Below are 18,421 nucleotides of genomic sequence, written 5' to 3' on the forward strand. Positions count from 1 at the left end.
AACATGTTAGTCCAGCGGGGAGTCACTTTGACTGCGTCGGGTGTCACCCCCTACCCCCGGGCTACTTACCGAGGTCGGATCCCAGGTCGGCAATGTGGTTCTTGGCGTCAACATGAACGATGTGCGGCTGACGAGTTCGAGCCACCTCCTCGGGAAGGTGGCCGTAGGCAATGATAATGACGAGGTCGCCGACGTCAACCAGGTGGGCGGCCGCACCGTTGAGCTGGATGGTGCCGGAACCCGCCGGAGCCGGGATGGTGTAGGTCGACAGCCGCGCCCCATTGGTGACGTCAACGACATCAACCTTCTGCCCCACCAGGATTTCCGCGGCCTCAAGTAAATCGGTATCGACGGAGATCGACCCGATGTAGTCGATATCCGCTCCCGTCACCGTGGCACGATGAATCTTGCCCGTCACCATCTCACGGTAGATAGGTGCTTGGAATGCAGGTCCCTGGACCTCAGTCATCAGCCTTAACCCTCACAGTCACATTGTCGATGAGTCGCGCGGGTCCAACCTGCGCGGCTACTAACAAGTATGCTTCTGATCCCGGCTGTAGAACAGTGAGATTTTCTACGCCCAGACTGCTACTGCCACCTGTCCACAGGGCTGCGACCTCGAATGAGTCAGCGGCTGCAAGGGCGACGTACTGTGCTTCAACGCCCGGACTGGCAGCGAGGTGGTCGGCAATCTTAGTCACGGCTTCCTCCCCGCTTCCCCCACCGTCTAAAACCTCACGTCCCAGTTCGAGGGCGCGGTTCAGGGCGAGGGCCTGCACCTTCTCCTGGTCGGAGAGGTAGGCATTGCGGCTGGATAGGGCCAGTCCGTCCTCATCCCGCACAATCGGGGCTTGGACAAGTTCCAGCGGAAGATCAAGATCCTCAACCATCTGGCGGATGTTGACGAACTGCTGGGCATCCTTCTGGCCGAAGACTGCCACCCGGGGGCGAATCAGGTTCATCATCTTTCCGACCACCTGCAGGACCCCGGCGAAGTGTCCGGGACGCAGCGCTCCCTCGAGAGTTGTTGATGCGGGACCCGGGGTGATGTGGATGCGTGAGGGGTGTGGGTAGACCTCGGACACCGGCGGCGCGTAAACGATGTCAACGCCAACTTCAGCAAGCGCGGCCACGTCCTCTTCCAGTGTGCGGGGATAGCTATCGAAGTCCTCCCCCTCTCCGAACTGCTCCGGATTGACGAAGATTGTCACGACCACCTTGTGCCCGCTGCGCGCCACCAGCTTGACAAGGGAGAGGTGTCCGGCGTGCAGAGCACCCATGGTCATCACCAGCGAGGTCGGTCTTGGGTCGTCTTCGAGGGCGCGTCGCAGCTGCTCCCTGGTGTGCAGAACAAGGGGTTCCGCGGAATCACCCTTCAGAGCAACCCGGGTGGCCTGCACCAGTGAGCGGTAGGTCCGGGCCACGTCTCGCAGCTCCGGGTCGGCCTCCAGCGAAGCGATGTGGGCGTTGACCGTCGCGTCATCCCCGCGCACAACCGGACCCGTCAGACCGTCGATACCCTCGGTGAGGGCGCGCTCCACCGCGGCCTCAACCAGGGGGCGCATGGCTTCTCCGGGGCCGTCCACCCCCGCCGACTCCAACACATCCTGGGCCTGGACCAACAGTGTGACCAGGTGGTTAGCGGCGTGAGCCAGGCCCGCGTGGTAGCGCGGCCGGTCGGCCTCATCCAGTCGCAGTGGCACCCCGCCGAGATACTCGATGAGGGCGAGGGCGACCGGGCGAGCAAGCTCGGACGAGGTGTAGGCAATCGGGCACCCCTGCAGACGACGAACATCGAGGGAGGTTCCTGAGAAGGTCATTGCCGGGTGCAGTGCAAGTGGGATGGCGCCGATTGCAGAGGCAGCCGCAAGCGGATCGAGGCCGACGGCACCGCTGAGGTGGGCGACAACCATTCCCGGACGGATTCCCCCGCTGGCAACCAGGTGCTCGGTAACCGCCTGGATCTGCCCGTCGGGAACGGCAAGGAAGAGGATCTCAGCCTGTCTACCAACCTCGTCCTCGGTCAGAAGTGGCACCCCCGGCAGCATGGCATCGGCCCGGTCACGGGCCGCTGCCGACCTGGCGGACACCCCGACGATCCGCGCACCTGCCGCGCGCAGCGAAGAGGCAATGGCTGGTCCGACGTTTCCCATGCCGATCACACCGACCCGAACACCTGCACTCATGCTTCCTCCGCTGTTTCAACCGGGGCGAACCTGGTGTCACTCACCTCGCTGCCACTGCCTTCAAGTCGCTCCTCGACCTCGGTAACCCTAGTCCCTTCCTCCTCCCACTCTCGGTCCTGAGTGGGGGCCTGCACACGCTCGAACCACCGCTCTGGTGGCTCGGAGGCGCGAAGGACACGGGACTTCGCATCCAGTTCTTCGCGGATTTGCACGCCGGTTGCAACGTCGAGGTGATAGATCGTTGACTGGACAGGTCCCGGGACCAGGCAGGCTGTGACATTGGTGAGGCCGAGGCGGCGTTCGATCGGACCCTGCTCCTGCCGGACCGACTGCACCCGTTCGTAGGGGGTAAATGAGGCGACCCGGGTAATGCGTCCGTCTCGGACCACGACGCAAGTCTTGGTGAGAGCGATGCCGCGGCGCTTCTTTACCAGCGGATCGAGGAGGCGCGCCGAGTGGGGAACCGTCGAGAACGGCGAAGCGGGAACCAGCCCGCGCACGGCCTCGTCAAAGAATGCGACGGGGTCTTCGACGCCCAGGTCGGGGAGGACAAGCCACAGCGCCAACATCGCTTCTTCACGGGTTCCGACGGGCAGTAGAGCGTAGGACTCATTTTTAGTGCCCTGGCTGCTGGAGACACCGGTGGCCTGGCTGATCTCAACCCGGTACCAGTTTCTCTTGCGCCACAGGAGGGGCTGGATGATCTTCACGGCGTGGATGCGACGGGGCGGAATCGTCTCCGCCTTCAGCTCTAAGAGACCACTACGAATCCTGATGCCATCGGGAGAGACTGCAGCCTGGAAGTTGAACTCCTTGGCGAATCTTGACCACAGCGCGGCACCGATGACCAGGATGGGAGCCAGGGTCCCTGGGAGAACTGCAAAGGACACCTCCCAACCGACCACGAAACCAATGATCAGAATGGCGGCTAGGAACGCCACGATGATGAGGATCCCCACCATGAAACCAAGGCTGAGGGCAAGTGAGGTGGCCAGAGTCCGGGCGTTGACCGCGTAGAGCAGGCTCTCAGATGCTTCCCGGGGTTGCGCCAAGGCGGGAGTCTGGGGAACCGAACCGCTCTCTTCCCCTTCAGCCGCGGACACCGGGGCGTCCGTGGCGGCAGAGCCTGCCTGCGAGTCTCCCCTGTGAACCCCGGCTGCGCGGGCGAGGATATCGGCGCGAAGGGCCGAGAGTTCTTCGGAGCGGAGGAAGCCAATCTGCAGTGACGAGTCTCCGCCACCGGCGGCCTCAACCTTCAGGCGACCGAGGCCAAAAATACGTCCCAAAAGAGGGTGGGTTACGTCCACGGCCTGGATGCGTTCAAGGCGGACGTGGCGCTGTTGCCGGAAGATAATCCCCCGCCTCAACCACACCGCCTGGTCGGTTACGGCGTAGGTCATGGCCCGCCAGTAAAGATAGGAGTAGATGGCAACGATCAGGACCACCGCCGCAACCCCGGCTAGGAAGTACAGAACGAGCCGTCCCACACCAACCGAGCCTGCCAGTTGGCTGACGTACTGAATCTGCTCCAGGTTTTGGAAGACCACAACGGCAATCAAGATGGCGATTGCCTGCCAGCTGTTCAGGACCGGGGTGATCGGGCTGACCCGTTTCCAGGCCTGCGGGTCAACCCCTGCCTCAACCACACCGCTACGTTCGCGCACCATTACAGCCCCGACAGACTGGAGACACCGTTGGCGACAAGCAGGTCGCGAAGTTCGGCTGCCTGCTGGGCTGGAAGACCGTCAAGTGCGGCATCGGTGGTGGCGGAGGCCGTGTGGAGCTGGATGGCCGCAATGCCGAGCTTGCGGGCAATGGGCCCCTCTTTGACATCGACGTACTGGATGCGGCCGTAGGGAACAATGTCCAGGCGACGGAACATGATGCCCCGACGCACCAGGAAGTCCGTTTCTGTGGTGGCAAACTGCATCGCACGAACCTGACGTGGAATCAGCCAAAGCATCCAGATGACGAGCACCAAACCGAGGGCTGCCCCCAGGTAGAACCAGGGATCGATGAAAATGCCTAGGACCACGAGAGCCACGGTGGGGATCCCCGCATACACCGCAACCCCGATGAGGCGCACAGTCGCGAGGGATTTTGATACGCGTCGGAACTGCACACCTTCGGGGGATAGAGCATCCATCAAGTTCATCCTTACTGACCGGTATTTCAGGGCATTAGTAGCACCTGAGCAATCGTTACACACTCTTTGGGGTGGGTGAGAACCCGACCGCAGTGACGGTAGTGTGATCAGGGACTAGCATGGGTGCGCAGGTAGTGAGGTACCCGCTGCCTGAAGGTGCGCTTCGGCGCTAGAACAGTGGTGGAGGCAATGGTTTCCAGTACACCCCCCTGGTTACACGTGACGCTCGATGACGCACTCGTTTCCGCTGGGGCTACGGCTCCGGAGGAGGATCGGCGCGCCTTCATCGACAGAATCATTGAAGCCTGGAACTACAAGGGGCGCAGCTTCCACAACAGCCGCTACCTCGCCTATGTCTTTGAGCGTCTCGATGAACTTGAGGGCGCCATGTCTGACCCGGAGCTGCTTCGACTTGCAGCCGCACTTCGCGGTGCAATTGAAGAGCCGGGCTGGGAAGAGTCTGAGTCTCAGCGCACCCCCGCGGTCATTCCTGCCCTGGTAAACATCGGTGACCTGCTCCGGCTTGGGATCCCCAGTTCGACGGTTGAGCGCATCGGATCTCTAACTGAGCAGCTTGCCAGTCACAGTCCAAGCCCCGAGGACCTCGACGCCAAGATCCTGGTCGATGCAGACTTGGCTGCGCTCGCAGCCCCACCCCAGCAGTACCGCGAGTTCCTCTCGCACTTTCGAGAAGAAGCCCCCCACCTGTCCGAGGTCGATTTTCTGAAGGCTCGGCAGAAGGTTCTCAAACTCCTGTGCGGACAGCGAAGAATCTTTGCCACCCCGCTGGCTTCGCAGTGGGAGGATGCGGCAAGAGAGAACCTAGAGGCTGAACTAGACACAACCAAGCGGAAGCTGAAGTCCCTGAGGAGTAGCGCGGACACTGATGCGGATGAGGAACCCGTAGCCAAGGAATCGCCCGAAGGTCCGCGCGAGAGGGGCACCTCCCGGGTCCTGCGGATATCCCGGGCACACAAATCAGAGCAGATTCGCAGTATGGCCGAGCCCAATCAGAGCCATCTGGAAGTCACGGCCACCCAGATGCTAGAAAACGCGGTGGCCAAGGAAGAGCAGGAAGCAGCGCAGCGGGGTGAAGAGTCACACGGAGGTAACCCGGTAGCCGATACCTCCACCCTTGAGTCGGTAGCAGACCTCATGGACCGCCAGACACGGGGCCGCAAGTAGAAGGTGCACCGCGCTGGCGCCCCTCCCCACTACCGACGCAGCGGCCTTTTCCCCAACTTGAAAGCCCTCCCCTTCAGTAGGCGTGGCGCACGGGTCAGAGTTGCCCCAACCAGTCCAAAAAGTTCAAGGGGGAGAAATGACCATCTACCATGTCGACGCCGCACAGATCAGCGCGGGCGCCGTTGCCGCGAATCAAACCGCAGACACCATTCGCTCGGCGGTGGCAACCCTCATGGCCCAGCTGCTGGGGCTCGAAGCAAGTTGGGGTGGCGCCGCAGCCATGTCCTTCCAGGGGGTGATCAGTCAGTGGCAGGTGACCCAAGCCCAGGTTGAAGCATCACTGGAGTCTGTGGGAGCCGCTTTGGCCCAGGCTTCTGCAACGTACTCGGAAGCTGAAGGGGCGGCATCCGCTCTCTTCAGCGGGCACTAGGCAAAAGAAAGGACCCGGTCGCAGAATGAACTGCGACCGGGTCCCCTCAACTAGATGACCTAGTACATGCCACCCATGTCATCACCAGCACCGGCCGGGGCTGCCGGCTCAGGCTTATCGGCCACAACGGCCTCGGTGGTGAGGAACATGGCTGCGATCGAGGCAGCGTTCTGCAGCGCGGAACGGGTGACCTTGACCGGATCAGCAATGCCCTGGTCAAGCATGTTGCCGTACTCGCCGGTGGTGGCATTCAGGCCCTCACCTGCCGGGAGGTGACGAACGCGGTCAACGACCACTCCGCCCTCAAGGCCCGCGTTGGCAGCGATCTGACGCAGCGGCTCAGCGACGGCCGACCTAACAATGGTGACACCAGTCGCCTGGTCACCGGTCAGCTCCATCTTGTCCAGGACCGCCTCGGAAGCCTGCAGCAGTGCAACACCACCACCGGCGACAATGCCTTCTTCCGAAGCAGCACGCGCGTTGCGGATCGCGTCCTCAATACGGTGCTTGCGTTCCTTCAGCTCTACCTCAGTTGCCGCACCGGACTTGATGATGGCCACGCCACCGGACAGCTTCGCGAGACGCTCCGAGAGCTTCTCCTTGTCGTACTCAGAATCCGAGTTCTCAATCTCTGCGCGGATCTGCTTGACGCGAGCGTCCAGGGCATCCTTGTCGCCGGCACCATCAACGATGGTGGTCTCATCCTTGGTGACGACAACCTTGCGTGCGGTACCCAGGTGTGACAGGTCAGCGGTCTCAAGCGAAAGACCAATCGTCTCTGAGATGACAGTGCCACCGGTGAGGATGGCGATGTCCTGCAGCATAGCCTTGCGGCGGTCACCAAAGCCGGGAGCCTTGACTGCAACCGACTTGAAGATGCCGCGGATCTTGTTGACAACCAGGGTTGCCAGGGCTTCGCCCTCAACGTCCTCGGCAATAATCAGCAGCGGCTTCGAAGTCTGCATGACCTTTTCAAGCAGGGGCAGAAGGTCCTTGATCGAGGAGATCTTGCCCTCTACCAGCAGGATGTACGCGTCCTCAAGGACGGCTTCCTGGCGCTCTGGATCGGTGACGAAGTATGCCGACAGGTAGCCCTTGTCAAAGCGCATACCCTCGGTGGTCTCAAGTGTGGTGTCGAACGAGTTGGTCTCTTCAACGGTCACAACACCCTCTGCGCCGACCTTCTCGAATGCCTCGGCAATAAGCTTGCCAATGCCCTCATCGTTAGCCGAGATCGAAGCGGTGGCAGCAATCTGGTCCGTCGTCTCAATGGGTGTCGAGATCTCGTGGAGCTGGGCAACAATCGCCTCTACCGCGGCCTCAATACCCTTCTTGAGCGCAAGCGGGTTAGCGCCGGCAGCAACGTTGCGCAGTCCCTCGCCCACCAGCGCCTGAGCCAGAACGGTGGCCGTGGTGGTGCCGTCACCCGCGACGTCGTCGGTGCGCTTGGCAACTTCCTTGACCAGTTCGGCACCAATGCGCTCAAACGGATCTTCGAGCTCAATTTCCTTGGCGACTGAAACGCCGTCCTTTGTGATGGTGGGTGCCCCCCACTTTTTGTCGAGGACGACATTGCGTCCCAGCGGGCCCAGTGTCACCTTCACGGTGTTCGCGAGCTGGTTCAGCCCACGCTCCATACCGCGGCGTGCTTCCTCGTCATAAGAAATGATCTTTGCCATTTGCAGATGTCCTCCCTTTTGAACTACATGTTTGGTCCCGGTGCCCGCGACGGACGAACAACGCAGTTCAGAAAGGTTCTGAACCACGAGTCCTCACCAAGAACCCAAGTTTTCACTCTCTAGGGGAGAGTGCTAACTCTAAGTCTGGCACTCGACAGGAAGGACTGCAAGATTGCAGGCCTAATAATCATCCCCTCAAGCCAGGGGCGAAATACCTAGTTGATCAGGTAGACAACGATCGAGTCTGGAGCGTCTGCAAACGCCTCTTCGACCACAGTGTCGATTCCTGCCGCAGCAGCGACGGCCTCAGCCGTGGCCTTCAGGTCGGCAGAGGGATAGAAGACCGTGTTGACATCACTGGGGAAGGAAACGGCATTGTCAGCAATCACGTTGGTAAAGCCAACGTTCATCACGGACCCCGCGATCTCACCCGCGTAACCCGCAATCCCAGTTCCGTTGAGAACAGCCACCGGGTGGGCAAAGTCAGTCACGACCTCTGCTCCGGGCTCCTCAACTACGACCTCTTCCTCAACCTCATTTGGATCGTCAGGAGCCGCACTGGGTAGACCCGTCTCAGGGAGCTCCGGGGTCCCGGACTGCGTCGCCTCTTCCCCACCTGAAGACTGCGCGACCTCAGACTCTGTTGAAGAGGACTGACCGAGGGCACTCTCGATCTGGCTCTTGGGGACATTGCTTTGAATGAGGGATGCGACGCCCCACGCGAGCAGCGGAACCAGGACCAGCACCAGCAGGAACGGGATCACGGGGGCCCAGGGACTACGAACGCGACGGTGCACTCCGGCAGGGGCTCCCTGCGGGATGTTGTCAAAGTCGTCTGAGGGGTACGTATTGCTCACGTAGGGAAGCCTACCGCTCCGGTCCCAGAATTCTCAGGAACTGCGCCGTGAACCATAAGATTAGCGAGGAACGTACCCGCAAAAGGAGAGCCATGCCACAGCCGCTGGATAGTGTGATTGATCCCGGGTGGGCGAAAGCTCTAGCTCCAGTCGAAGGCGATATTCGCGCCATGGGACGGATGTTACGTGACGAGGCCGCGGCTGGACGCCGCTATCTTCCGGCCCCGGCCAACATCTTGCGAGCCTTCACCTACCCGTTTGAGGACGTCAAGGTTCTCATCGTCGGGCAGGATCCCTACCCGACCGTTGGTAACGCCGTGGGACTCTCGTTCTCCGTGGCACCGGAAGTAGCCCTCCCTGGATCGTTGCGAAACATCTACCGCGAACTCTCCGATGACCTCGGTTGCCCACCCCCGCCCAACGGAGACCTGACCCCCTGGGCCGAACAGGGTGTCTGCCTGCTCAACAGGGTCCTGACCGTTGAGGCCGGTCGGGCCGCCTCCCACCGGGGGCGCGGCTGGGAAGCAATCACGGACCAGGCGATTCGATCCCTCGTGGCACGGGGCAAACCACTGGTTTCCATACTCTGGGGGCGTGACGCTGCCACCCTGAAACCGCTGCTCGGTTCAACGAAGGCGATTGAGTCGGCCCACCCCTCACCACTGTCGGCCTACCGCGGCTTCTTTGGATCAAGGCCCTTCTCCAGGGCGAACGCAATCCTTGAGGACGAGGGGGCCCTGCCTATCAGGTGGTGCCTCTAGGAGTCGACCTCGTCGTCCTCACCCAACTCAGACTCATAAGAGTCATACTCGGTCATGTCGTCATAGCCAGCCAGAACCTCATTGGTAGAACCACTGAGCAGGACTGCCTCATCCCGTTTCGACGGCATGACCCTCTCCAGGTAGTCGGCAATTACCTCATCGAGCGGAACATCTACCTGGCGCTCCTGACTCATGTACCAGCGATGCTCCAGAATCTCGTGGAAAACCTGGCCGGGCTCCAGTTTTGCCGAAAGCTCCGCGGGGATCGCCCCGATGACGTGATCGTAAACTTCAGTGGTCCAGGCTCTGGCGACGTGCTCAACGGGTAGGTTCCACATCCCGTTGACCGCCCGGAACGTCTCAATATCCTCGAGCATTCTGCGCGCCTGAAGCTCTTCCACATCAAGCCCGGTAAGGCGCATCATCTGGCGGTGGTAGTGACCCGCATCGACGACCTTGGGTTGGATGATCAGGTGATCACCCTCATCACTGGTCGTCATCGTCAGCTCACCGACACTGAAACCGAGGGCCGCTAGTCGGTCGATCCGCTCCTTCACCCGCCAGTTCTCAGAAGCACTGATTCTTTCCGCTCCCGTGAGCTCTGTCCAGAGTTGGTTATACCGCTCAAGGATCCGGTTCCCAATCTCAATGGTGTCTTCGTCCTCGGGAAGGAACCCGCCGGCTTGCAGATCCATTAGCTCACCGATGATGTTGGTCCGCGCCAGGTCGACATCATACTGGCGCTGGCCATCGGTGAGTTTCGGATGGAGGTCGCCGGTTTCAGCGTCAACCAGGTAGGCGGAGTAGGAACCGGCGTCCCTGCGGAACAGGGTGTTGGACAGGGAGACATCTCCCCAGTAAAAGCCGAGAAGGTGGAGGCGAACCAGCAGGACGGCCAGAGCATCAAGGAGGCGGTTCACCGTATCCGTTGTGATCTTGCGGCTAAAAAGCGCGCGGTAGGGCAGTGAGAACTGCAGGTGCTCGGTGATGAGGACGGCGTTGAGCTCATTTCCTTCTGCATCTCGGCGTCCCGTTACAACCGCCGTCGGCTGAACGGACGGTGCTTCCATCCGGGAGAGGTCCCGCAACATCTCATACTCGTGGTGCGCGACCGTCTCCCCAATTTCCTTGACTGCGATCACACGCCCCGAGAGGTTGACGAAGCGAACTACGTGGCGGGAGATCCCGCGGGGGAGAGCCGCTAGAACCTCTTCGGGCCACTCTTCCAAGGCGATGTCCCACGGTAGATCAAGCAGGGCAGGATCGACGTTAGCAGCGGTGATCTGCAGGGTCTTAGCCATGGCCCTCTCTCTTTCGAATCTTTGCAAAACCTAGATCATAGTCCGATGGACTAGGGGCAATCCACACACTTTCCAAGGGGGCAGCGCCCCGGACGCAATGAAGGGTTGGTAGTCATTGACCACCAACCCTTCACCACGATCTGTCATTCAGCACTAGGCAGGAAGTCGAACACCCGTTGCCGCAGAGAACGTGTGCTGCTGGTCTTCGATGATCTCAACGCGCATCTTCGAACCAGCGGCAGGTGCCGAGTTCGGTGCGACACGGACAACGATCTGCTGTGCCCCGACCTCAACGATGCCGCGATCTTCACCGGTGCCCTCAAGGTGGCCGTAGACGTAGGCGTCCGAGCCAAGCTCTTCAACCAGGTCAATGACGATCGGAATACCGGTGGTGGCATTGTTGTCGATGACACGCAGACCCTCGGGGCGGAATCCGATGACAACCTTGCCGTCATCCTCGGGGGTAATGGCGGCCAGAGTTGCCGCGGACAGCGGAACAACTGCTCCACCGAGATGGGCATTGGTGCCATCAATCGTGAAGGTCGCGAGGTTCATGGCAGGGGAGCCAATGAAGCCTGCTACGAACTTGTTCGCCGGCTCGTCATACATCTCACGAGGTGTACCCACCTGCTGCAGCAAACCATCCTTCATAACCGCGATGCGGTCACCCATGGTCAGGGCTTCGGTCTGGTCGTGCGTGACGTAGACGGTGGTGACACCGAGCGAACGCTGCAGCGAAGCGATCTGGGTACGGGTCTGGACACGCAGCTTGGCGTCCAGGTTCGACAGCGGCTCATCCATCAGGAAGACCTGGGGCTTACGCACGATGGCCCGACCCATGGCAACACGCTGACGCTGACCACCCGAGAGGGCCTTCGGCTTACGCTCTAGGTAGGGCTCAAGGTCAAGGATCTTGGCGGCTTCATCAACACGCTTCTTGATCTCAGCCTTGGGCTCACCCGCGATCTTCAGGGCAAAGCCCATGTTGTCGCGAACGGTCATGTGGGGGTACAGAGCGTAGTTCTGGAAAACCATCGCAATGTCACGGTTCTTAGGCTGAACGTCGGTGACGTCACGATCGCCGATGTAGATGCGCCCCGCGTTGACGTCTTCAAGACCCGCGAGCATACGCAGGGAGGTCGACTTTCCACAGCCGGATGGGCCGACCAGGACCAGGAACTCACCATCGGCGATTTCAAGGTTCAGCTTGTCAACAGCGGGGTGATCCGAACCCGGGTAGACGCGGGTCGCGTTCTCAAAAGTTACACTTGCCATTTTTCCTCCACCGGCAGGTACGTGCCGGACGATCCTTAGTAGAGACTCTCTAGTGTCGGCCTCGACACTAGGACCCGCAACGGTGCGCACGTGGTCCGTCTCGAACCCTAGCACGTGGGCCACATCAAGGCACTCTAGAATGGCGGAATGGTGCAAAATTTGCCGGGATCCCCACCCGAGGGCGACCCATCTCACACCCCCGGCTGGGTGGGGGGCTACACGCTGCACCACCAGATCGGTCAGGGCGGTACGGGCACGGTTTGGGAAGCCGAGGACGAGGGCGGACACCGCGTCGCCCTCAAGCTGCTTCACCCCTCACTTGCCGCAACTGAGGAGGCACGCCTGCGGCTGCTTCGTGAAGCACGACTGGTCAACCAGGTTCGCTCCCCCGGGATCGTCCGCGTCCTCGACGTTGAGGCAGACGCCTACAGTCCCTTCGTCGTCACCGAACTGGTTGAGGGACCCACCCTGGAACAGGAAATCACCCGCCTGCGCTACCGGGGTGATGACGCCGCACAACTGGGAACCGAGATTGCCGGAACGCTGGAGGCCGTTCACGCCGTTGGGATCGCCCATCGTGACCTCAAGCCTTCCAACATCATCCTCTCCGCAACCGGACCGACCCTGATCGACTTCGGTATTGCCCACGGTGAGGGCGACCACCATCTGACTCAAACCGGAGGGATGACGGGAACGCCGGGTTACGTTGCCCCTGAACTCCTCTCTGCCACCGAACGCCCCTCGATGGATCAGCTCCAGCAGGGCGACTGGTTTGCACTCTCAGCCTCCCTCCTCAAGGCCATGACCGGATCCCCCCCTTTTGGGCGGGGACGGACGGACGCGATTCTCATGAGGGTCCTCAGCGGGGAACCTGACACATCTGGTCTCGACGATGCGATAGCCCTGGCCTTCTGGTGGGCGTTGCGCCCGGACCCGGACGAACGCCTCACCCCGTACGACCTCATTGCCTGCCTGGGGGGCGCCCAGTTAGTCCTGCCCGATGCAGATGAACTTGACGAGGACGAAGCCGCGGCAGAGACGACGATGTTGGTCGACCTTCCGGGTCCCCGCGCTCCCCTCCCGGTTGAACCGGTTTCACCCTGGCAGGCGGTTCCCACCACCGAGGTCTTCGGGACGCCTTCGCAAGCGCCTTCGTACCCCGTCGAGGCGTTTCGCCAGTGGGTTCCCCAGCCGGTCCTGCCCCCACCCCCCGGTGCTCCTCTGGGGGTAGTCGGCACCCTGGCCTCCCTGGGACTGATCGGATCTCTGGCTTGGCTCCCGGCATTTTGGGGTGTGGCAGGAGTAGGCGCCCTGCTGGCCGTCCTCTGTTTCTTCCAGGTGCTCGGTGCCGCCGCAACAAAACGATGGCAACTGTTGGTCGAACGGTCGCAAGGACTCACTCGCGGCGGCTTCTCCCGGCTGATAGCCACCTTCCGCAGCGGAATGGGTGGCCTGTTGAAGCTAGTTCCGGGAGTGGTGCTGGGAACCTTCACCTACTACATCGTGGCCCTCGTCATCCAGGGGGTCCTCGGAGGCGCTCCCGATCCCGACTCTCCCCTGGAATGGCTCGACCTCAACCCCACTGGTGAAGGGCGCGTCACCCTGGCGGTGTGGATTGCCATCACTGTCGGACTGGTTAGCTGCTGGATGATCACGACCTCACGACCTCTGCGTACCGGTGTCGCGGTGGCTCTGGATGCAGCCGGCCCAAAGGTTGGGGGGCGCTGGGTGGTGGCTGTGGTTCTCCTTATACCCGCGCTCCTCTGCCTGGGGGTTATGGCTGTCATTTAGCGGGTCGTTTCCCCCATAGGGTCAATGGATCTCTCAAAATTACGTCAAAGGTGAACCGGAGAGTTTCAACCTGTTTGCCAGCAGGCTATTCTGACTCCAGTTCTGAATCTGTCTCTCTATAGATTGGGTCCACGATGGCAAAGAAAAACGCCTCCCAGGCAGACGTTGCAATGCGCGATAAGGCAAAGCAGATGCGCGAGGCACAGGAAAAGTCTGACAGGCGCACCCGAAACATCATCATCGCCCTAGCTGTCGTGCTGGTGGCGGCCATTACCGTGGCGATAGTCTTCGTTGTTATCAATCGTCCCACCGCTGAAAAAGCAGCTGAGAATCTGCCCGAGCAGTTCAAGGATGGGGCGCCCATCGCCATCTCTTCGGAGGGCGTTGGCGTCACAAACCCGGACGCAGAGGACCTGACCTTCTACTTCGACTACTCCTGTGGGGCCTGCACCCAGATTGAGATTGGCCTACGACCCAACCTCTTCGATGCCGCTGAAGCCGGTGACTACAACCTGCTGCTGCAGCCGGTTATCACAGCCGGAGCCCCCTACAACCAGGCGGCTACCGCAGGCGCCCTCGTGGTCGCAGCTGAGGCACCCGACCTCTTCCTTGCCTTCCAGGACGGACTTACCGACTACTTCTATGAGGCATCGATCAACGGCAGCGATACCGCCTATCGCGATCTGGCAGCTTCCGAGGCAAAGGTTGCTGAGATCGCCAAGTCCGTCGGAGTTTCCGATGAACTCATCGCCACCTTCAACACGGATGCTGCCCTCAGCTACCTGACTACTTCCACCAACACATGGGTGGGCGCCGATATTGAAGGACGCGACAGGGTGGCCACACCCGAGTTCGTTGCCAACAACAAGAGCATCAACCTGACTGCCCAGACCCCTGAGGCCGTCATTGATGAACTGAAAGCGGCGCTGGCTGCCAAGTAGCCAGAAGATCGTTACAGTGTGGGAGGGTGCGACTGCACCCTCCCACTGGTTTAACCACAAGGTATGTCGGGCAACGCACTAGGGTGAGGGCAGCCGTTTCAACCCTGCAAGGAGGCAGCATGTGTCGCTGGATCGCCTACCTGGGCTCCCCCATCACGATCGATGTCCTGGTTACCAAACCCGATCACTCCCTGGTTGATCAGAGCATCAATGCCCGCTATCTCTCCCTGCCGGACTACCCCCTGGCAAAGCAGTTCAGGGGCCATGACTTCCCGACGAATGGTGACGGGTTTGGCGTGGCTTGGGCCGGTCGGGGCGGAACGATTGGCCAGTACCACGAGGTCGGTCCGGCCTGGGATAGCGACAACCTCCACAGCTTGGCGGAGCAGATAGAGACCTCCGCTGTCCTCGCCCACGTCCGTGCCGCACCCGGGGGATCCATCGCCGAGGATAACTGCCACCCCTTCGTTCACGGGGGCTGGATGTTTCAGCACAACGGTTTCATCGGGGGATTTGCAAAGCTGAAGAGGGACCTGACCATGGATGTGGATCCGGCGCTCTACCCCTACATTCGGGGGAACTCTGACACAGAGGTCTGTTTTTACCTGGCACTGACCTACGGCCTTGCGACCGATCCGGTCGGAGCCCTGCAAAAGCTCAACGAACGGGTGGAGCGAGCTCGCGCGGAACAGGGCGTTACCGAACCCTTTGTCGGATGCTTTGCCGCATCGGATGGGAAGCAGCTGGTGACGATGCGGGTCTCGAGCAGGAAGAACCTCGGCGGTTCCCCAGCACCGGAGTCGCCCTCGCTGTTCCATGCCCAGGGGGCCGTTGATATTCGCCTGGCCGACGGCACGGAGACCACGCTGCCAGCAGACACCCACCTGGTCTGCTCCGAACCACTTGAACTGGACTTTAGTGACCACACCTGGGAGCAGGTTGCCGACAGGACCATCACCGTCCTCCGCACGGGTGAGGCCCCGGCCATCACCGCGATCCCAGAGGACTAGGCGGGCAAAGTGCTGCGGGGGTCCGCGCCCTAAAGCCCGCGACCCCCGCACCCAATCTTGAAGAACCCTCTGGTTCAGCCTACCTGTTTAGAGCGGGTTGAAGGTGGTCCAGAAGGGCAGGATAATCGGCTCGGTATCGAGAACTGACAGCAGCTCATCACCCAGGTGATCCTTATGGATTACGACCTCGTAGGTAAACTGATCCATCCAGTCATCCCCCATGACGAAGTATCCGTTGTTGCCAACCTTCTGGCCATCGACGTTCGCACCCCAGCTATTTTCAACCTTCCAGCGGGTCGGCTTGTCGTCAACCAGGTCAACACCTCCGATCACCATGGCGTGGGTCGGCAGGCTCTCCCGGTAGAGGAAACGCTCGCCCTTGTCCTGGGTGAACTCGAAACCGAACGCCTCATCAAGGCCGTAGAGTCCCATCGCCATGACGCCCTTGTGAATGTCTGAAGACTGCAGAACATCGGAGCCGAACCAAACGGGCTGACCCGCCTTGAGCTGCTCGATCGCCAGCTTCTTCATGGTCTCCATGTCGACATTGATGTAGCGGTTCGGTCGGCCCTTGATGATCTCGTTGGAGAGGTCAATGCCGTAGAGCTTTCCGTAGGGCATCGAGTCGATCGGGACATTGATGATGCCCACGTAGTCTTCGAGGTCGACCGGGACGTACTTGTCATAGAACTCAAGTGCTGTCAGGCCAAAGTCCCCGTGGTAGTTCTTGTCTGTGTCGCGGTACTCGAAGTCGAAGGTCTCCGGTGGGGTCCCCAGTGCGACAGACACAATGGAGTAGACATCGTCGAGCATTCCCCTGCGGGCGGCGGTGATCTCCTCTTCCGACGCTTCCGAACGAACCATCTCACGGAGCTTCTGCGCATCCTGACGCAGCTTTCGGTTGAGGACGGTGTTGAGTTCAGCCGAGTTGATACTGGAGCTGGTCTCATCCATCGCGGTCTTTGGAACCACTCCGTACTTCTTGATGATGGCGGCGATCAGGTCCCAGTCTCCGCCGTCCTGCTGGGGCGTCTGCACCAGGAATGTCACCTTGCGGTCGTTGATGTCATCAAGGGCGGTGTCGATGATGGCCTGGTGGAAGAAGTTAGCCTTCTCGATCTTGTCGTAGAAGTAGCTGTAGTTCTGCGAGAGCTGGAACGTGCCCTTGGGCAGCTTGAGTGACTTTTCAATATGCAGGCGAAGCAGGTTGAGTGCCGCAAACATCCAGCAACGTCCGCTCTGAGCCTGGTTGGCCACGGCTTCGGAGTCGATGTCGATTGAGTAGACAAAGGGGTGGTCCTCGATGACCTCGAGGTTCTGGGTGGACTCGAGGATGCCATTCTTGGTGACCGCACGCTGCGCAATATGCTGTCCGGTCTTGTCCTTATAGCCGGTCCTCATGCGTTCAATATCGTCATTGGTGATTTGCATTCTTACCACTTCCTCTTGCATGGGGCGGGCCAGCGGGGTCCCCGCCGGGGCCGCCCTCGTAAGTGTTTTCTAGGTGAACAGCGTCCAGGGTTGCGAGGGACGACTCTTCAGGTGTCCCTCCTGCCAGTTCCACAGGGGGTGCTGGCGCAGGAACGCTTCGGCATCAAACTCGACGCCGTCGGCGCGTCCGATTCGGCCCCACATCCGCATGGCCAGGATGTCGTCCTGGCCCGCGGCCTTGCCGTCAACGGACCCTGCCGGGAAGAACGGCACGTTCCACACCCCGCCGGGGTCATCGGCGTAGTACATGGGGTCGACGTCGTAGTGACTGCAGATCCCTCTCGAAGAGGGGTTCTGGTAACCAAGGTAGGGGTCGAACGTATCGGCAAGGATCTTCTTCGCCACTTCGACATCAATCGTCCCGTGGTACTGCTCTAACAGCTCCATGAAGCGTTGGCGCCGTGCCCCGGTCTGCTGACGGGGATCGTTGAAGCCCTGATCAGCACACTCAAGGTTGCGAATCCTCGGATCGAAGGCTGCGTTACACCCGAAGTAGGCCCCGTCCTTGGTCCGACTGAGACTCTGGTAGACCAGTCCCTCTTCATAGCGAGCAATCTCTCCGGTATTGGCATCAGCCAGCAACCAGGTGTTGGCGTAACCGCCGTTGCTATCCTTGTTCATCAGTTCGACCCACTCGTCGATCGTGCTGGCGAACTGGGCCGCATTGCGGGCTCGGACGTACTCGGGCACGCGGGACTCGTCGTACCCCTTGAAACCCGCAAGCGTCGTCTCGGTAATTGCCAGTCCCGCAGAGGTGACGTAGTAGTCCGTCATCGAAGCAAGGTAACCGGCCACCGTTTGCATGACGATGCGGTTGCCGTCCTCCGGTGTCATATCAAGGAGGACGTTGAAGTATTGCCCCGCCCAGAACTCATCAAATGACTCGTGGGCGAGGACGACCTTTCCGTCCACCGTCGCCGAGCCGGTCGCAACCAGGCCCGAGCAGTGTGAACCGCGCGGCCCGTTGGGTGGGTTGGTGGCGTACTTGGCCGCCACCGTTGGCCACCAGTAGTCCGTCAGTTCCATCCAGGCGTTCCAGCCGATGAGGTCGTCCTGAGTGGTCGCCACCCCTGCCGCGGTGAAACCGTCGGCTAGACCCTGCAGTTCCTCCATCAGGTAGGGAGGAATCTTGTCCTTATGCAACCTCACTGCTGCATCAACGAAGAAGGAGTACTCCATGCCGAAGCACTCGATAGTCATTGCCCAGTAGGTAGCAAGCGCCTCCTGGTACTGCGGGGCGAGCAGGTAGCCGTGCTGGAACCCCATCTCATAGGGACTTCCAGAAACTTTCAGGTGGTGCCAACCGTCCTGTTCGGTTAGCTTCGCGTGGTTGACAATGGACCGCTGCTTATCAGTCAGTGTTGCCAT

16 protein-coding genes are annotated in these 18,421 nt (G+C 60.8%); 6 read left to right on the top strand and 10 right to left on the bottom strand.

All coding sequences use genetic code 11. The features are described 5' to 3' along the window. Nucleotides 1-61: 61 nt before the first annotated feature. Genes panD through CS903_RS04195 form a run of 4 tightly spaced genes read right to left on the bottom strand, consistent with a single transcriptional unit; the run spans nt 62 to nt 4,332 of the window. On the bottom strand, nt 62-469 hold the full coding sequence (panD, locus tag CS903_RS04180) for an aspartate 1-decarboxylase (RefSeq protein ID WP_099332308.1): 408 nt from the start codon (nt 467-469) through the stop codon (nt 62-64). Continuing rightward, nucleotides 462-2,186 (bottom strand): pantoate--beta-alanine ligase, encoded by a 1,725-nt coding sequence (panC, locus tag CS903_RS09545; protein WP_242491756.1) that lies wholly within the window; start codon nt 2,184-2,186, stop codon nt 462-464. The genes panD and panC overlap by 8 nt, the downstream gene beginning before the upstream one ends. Further along, nucleotides 2,183-3,853: a PH domain-containing protein gene (locus CS903_RS04190; protein WP_099332309.1), complete on the bottom strand. Its 1,671-nt coding sequence runs from the start codon at nt 3,851-3,853 to the stop codon at nt 2,183-2,185. The genes panC and CS903_RS04190 overlap by 4 nt, the downstream gene beginning before the upstream one ends. Beyond that, on the bottom strand, nt 3,853-4,332 hold the full coding sequence (locus CS903_RS04195; protein ID WP_242491757.1) for a PH domain-containing protein: 480 nt from the start codon (nt 4,330-4,332) through the stop codon (nt 3,853-3,855). The genes CS903_RS04190 and CS903_RS04195 overlap by 1 nt, the downstream gene beginning before the upstream one ends. Nucleotides 4,333-4,521: 189 nt before the next feature. Here CS903_RS04195 and CS903_RS04200 point away from each other — a divergent pair, with 189 nt between their 5' ends. Both CS903_RS04200 and CS903_RS04205 read left to right on the top strand, forming a co-directional pair. Next, nucleotides 4,522-5,517, top strand: coding sequence for an HD domain-containing protein (locus CS903_RS04200; protein WP_129587595.1), 996 nt, complete (start codon nt 4,522-4,524; stop codon nt 5,515-5,517). A 136-nt stretch (nt 5,518-5,653) separates the two neighbouring features. Further along, nucleotides 5,654-5,947, top strand: coding sequence for a WXG100 family type VII secretion target (locus CS903_RS04205; RefSeq protein WP_099332312.1), 294 nt, complete (start codon nt 5,654-5,656; stop codon nt 5,945-5,947). Nucleotides 5,948-6,006: 59 nt separating this feature from the next. Here the strand turns inward: CS903_RS04205 and groL are convergent, their stop codons facing one another. Next, nucleotides 6,007-7,626 carry a chaperonin GroEL gene (gene groL, locus CS903_RS04210; RefSeq protein WP_099332313.1) on the bottom strand — a complete coding sequence of 540 codons (1,620 nt, stop codon included), beginning with the start codon at nt 7,624-7,626 and terminating at the stop codon, nt 6,007-6,009. A 215-nt stretch (nt 7,627-7,841) separates the two neighbouring features. Beyond that, complete coding sequence (locus tag CS903_RS04215; protein ID WP_099332314.1) at nt 7,842-8,483, bottom strand: LytR C-terminal domain-containing protein; 642 nt, start codon at nt 8,481-8,483, stop codon at nt 7,842-7,844. Nucleotides 8,484-8,575: 92 nt separating this feature from the next. Between CS903_RS04215 and CS903_RS04220 the strand changes: the two genes are divergently transcribed. Then, nucleotides 8,576-9,244: a uracil-DNA glycosylase gene (locus tag CS903_RS04220; protein ID WP_099332315.1), complete on the top strand. Its 669-nt coding sequence runs from the start codon at nt 8,576-8,578 to the stop codon at nt 9,242-9,244. On the opposite strand, the gene CS903_RS04225 is transcribed toward CS903_RS04220, so the two are convergent. Together CS903_RS04225 and CS903_RS04230 are read right to left on the bottom strand one after the other, a co-directional pair. Next, the gene (locus tag CS903_RS04225) at nt 9,241-10,545 is read right to left on the bottom strand and encodes a DUF4032 domain-containing protein (RefSeq protein WP_099332316.1); all 1,305 of its coding nucleotides are present in this window, start codon (nt 10,543-10,545) and stop codon (nt 9,241-9,243) included. The genes CS903_RS04220 and CS903_RS04225 overlap by 4 nt on opposite strands. A 153-nt stretch (nt 10,546-10,698) precedes the next feature. Next, nucleotides 10,699-11,820, bottom strand: coding sequence for an ABC transporter ATP-binding protein (locus CS903_RS04230; RefSeq protein WP_099332317.1), 1,122 nt, complete (start codon nt 11,818-11,820; stop codon nt 10,699-10,701). A 147-nt stretch (nt 11,821-11,967) separates the two neighbouring features. Between CS903_RS04230 and CS903_RS04235 the strand changes: the two genes are divergently transcribed. From CS903_RS04235 to CS903_RS04245, 3 genes are all read left to right on the top strand, one after another. Then, the gene (locus tag CS903_RS04235; protein ID WP_099332318.1) at nt 11,968-13,611 is read left to right on the top strand and encodes a serine/threonine-protein kinase; all 1,644 of its coding nucleotides are present in this window, start codon (nt 11,968-11,970) and stop codon (nt 13,609-13,611) included. 134 nt (nt 13,612-13,745) lie between these two features. Next, nucleotides 13,746-14,552 (top strand): DsbA family protein, encoded by an 807-nt coding sequence (locus tag CS903_RS04240; protein WP_099332319.1) that lies wholly within the window; start codon nt 13,746-13,748, stop codon nt 14,550-14,552. A gap of 119 nt (nt 14,553-14,671) precedes the next feature. Then, nucleotides 14,672-15,562, top strand: a complete 891-nt coding sequence (locus CS903_RS04245; protein ID WP_099332320.1) for a class II glutamine amidotransferase — start codon at nt 14,672-14,674, stop codon at nt 15,560-15,562. Nucleotides 15,563-15,649: 87 nt separating this feature from the next. Here CS903_RS04245 and CS903_RS04250 read toward each other — a convergent pair whose 3' ends face one another. Beyond that, nucleotides 15,650-16,993 carry a C1 family peptidase gene (locus CS903_RS04250; RefSeq protein WP_099332321.1) on the bottom strand — a complete coding sequence of 448 codons (1,344 nt, stop codon included), beginning with the start codon at nt 16,991-16,993 and terminating at the stop codon, nt 15,650-15,652. A 69-nt stretch (nt 16,994-17,062) separates the two neighbouring features. Continuing rightward, a complete protein-coding gene (locus CS903_RS04255) occupies nt 17,063-18,421 on the bottom strand; it encodes a C45 family autoproteolytic acyltransferase/hydrolase (RefSeq protein ID WP_099332322.1) in 1,359 nt (452 codons plus the stop codon).

Origin of the sequence: Actinomyces minihominis (assembly GCF_900187855.1) — a bacterium.
GTDB lineage: Bacteria > Actinomycetota > Actinomycetes > Actinomycetales > Actinomycetaceae > Scrofimicrobium > Scrofimicrobium minihominis.

Excerpts from the sequence above, each read along its gene's own strand:
- groL (WP_099332313.1), bottom strand. The coding sequence starts at position 7,626 with ATGGCAAAGATCATTTCTTATGACGAGGAAGCACGCCGCGGTATGGAG.
- CS903_RS04225 (WP_099332316.1), bottom strand. The coding sequence starts at position 10,545 with ATGGCTAAGACCCTGCAGATCACCGCTGCTAACGTCGATCCTGCCCTG.
- CS903_RS04200 (WP_129587595.1), top strand. The coding sequence starts at position 4,522 with ATGGTTTCCAGTACACCCCCCTGGTTACACGTGACGCTCGATGACGCA.
- CS903_RS04250 (WP_099332321.1), bottom strand. The coding sequence starts at position 16,993 with ATGCAAATCACCAATGACGATATTGAACGCATGAGGACCGGCTATAAG.
- CS903_RS04230 (WP_099332317.1), bottom strand. The coding sequence starts at position 11,820 with ATGGCAAGTGTAACTTTTGAGAACGCGACCCGCGTCTACCCGGGTTCG.
- panC (WP_242491756.1), bottom strand. The coding sequence starts at position 2,186 with ATGAGTGCAGGTGTTCGGGTCGGTGTGATCGGCATGGGAAACGTCGGA.
- CS903_RS04220 (WP_099332315.1), top strand. The coding sequence starts at position 8,576 with ATGCCACAGCCGCTGGATAGTGTGATTGATCCCGGGTGGGCGAAAGCT.
- CS903_RS04190 (WP_099332309.1), bottom strand. The coding sequence starts at position 3,853 with ATGGTGCGCGAACGTAGCGGTGTGGTTGAGGCAGGGGTTGACCCGCAG.
- CS903_RS04245 (WP_099332320.1), top strand. The coding sequence starts at position 14,672 with ATGTGTCGCTGGATCGCCTACCTGGGCTCCCCCATCACGATCGATGTC.
- CS903_RS04205 (WP_099332312.1), top strand. The coding sequence starts at position 5,654 with ATGACCATCTACCATGTCGACGCCGCACAGATCAGCGCGGGCGCCGTT.
- panD (WP_099332308.1), bottom strand. The coding sequence starts at position 469 with ATGACTGAGGTCCAGGGACCTGCATTCCAAGCACCTATCTACCGTGAG.
- CS903_RS04195 (WP_242491757.1), bottom strand. The coding sequence starts at position 4,332 with ATGGATGCTCTATCCCCCGAAGGTGTGCAGTTCCGACGCGTATCAAAA.
- CS903_RS04240 (WP_099332319.1), top strand. The coding sequence starts at position 13,746 with ATGGCAAAGAAAAACGCCTCCCAGGCAGACGTTGCAATGCGCGATAAG.
- CS903_RS04255 (WP_099332322.1), bottom strand. The coding sequence starts at position 18,421 with ATGGCAACACTGACTGATAAGCAGCGGTCCATTGTCAACCACGCGAAG.
- CS903_RS04235 (WP_099332318.1), top strand. The coding sequence starts at position 11,968 with ATGGTGCAAAATTTGCCGGGATCCCCACCCGAGGGCGACCCATCTCAC.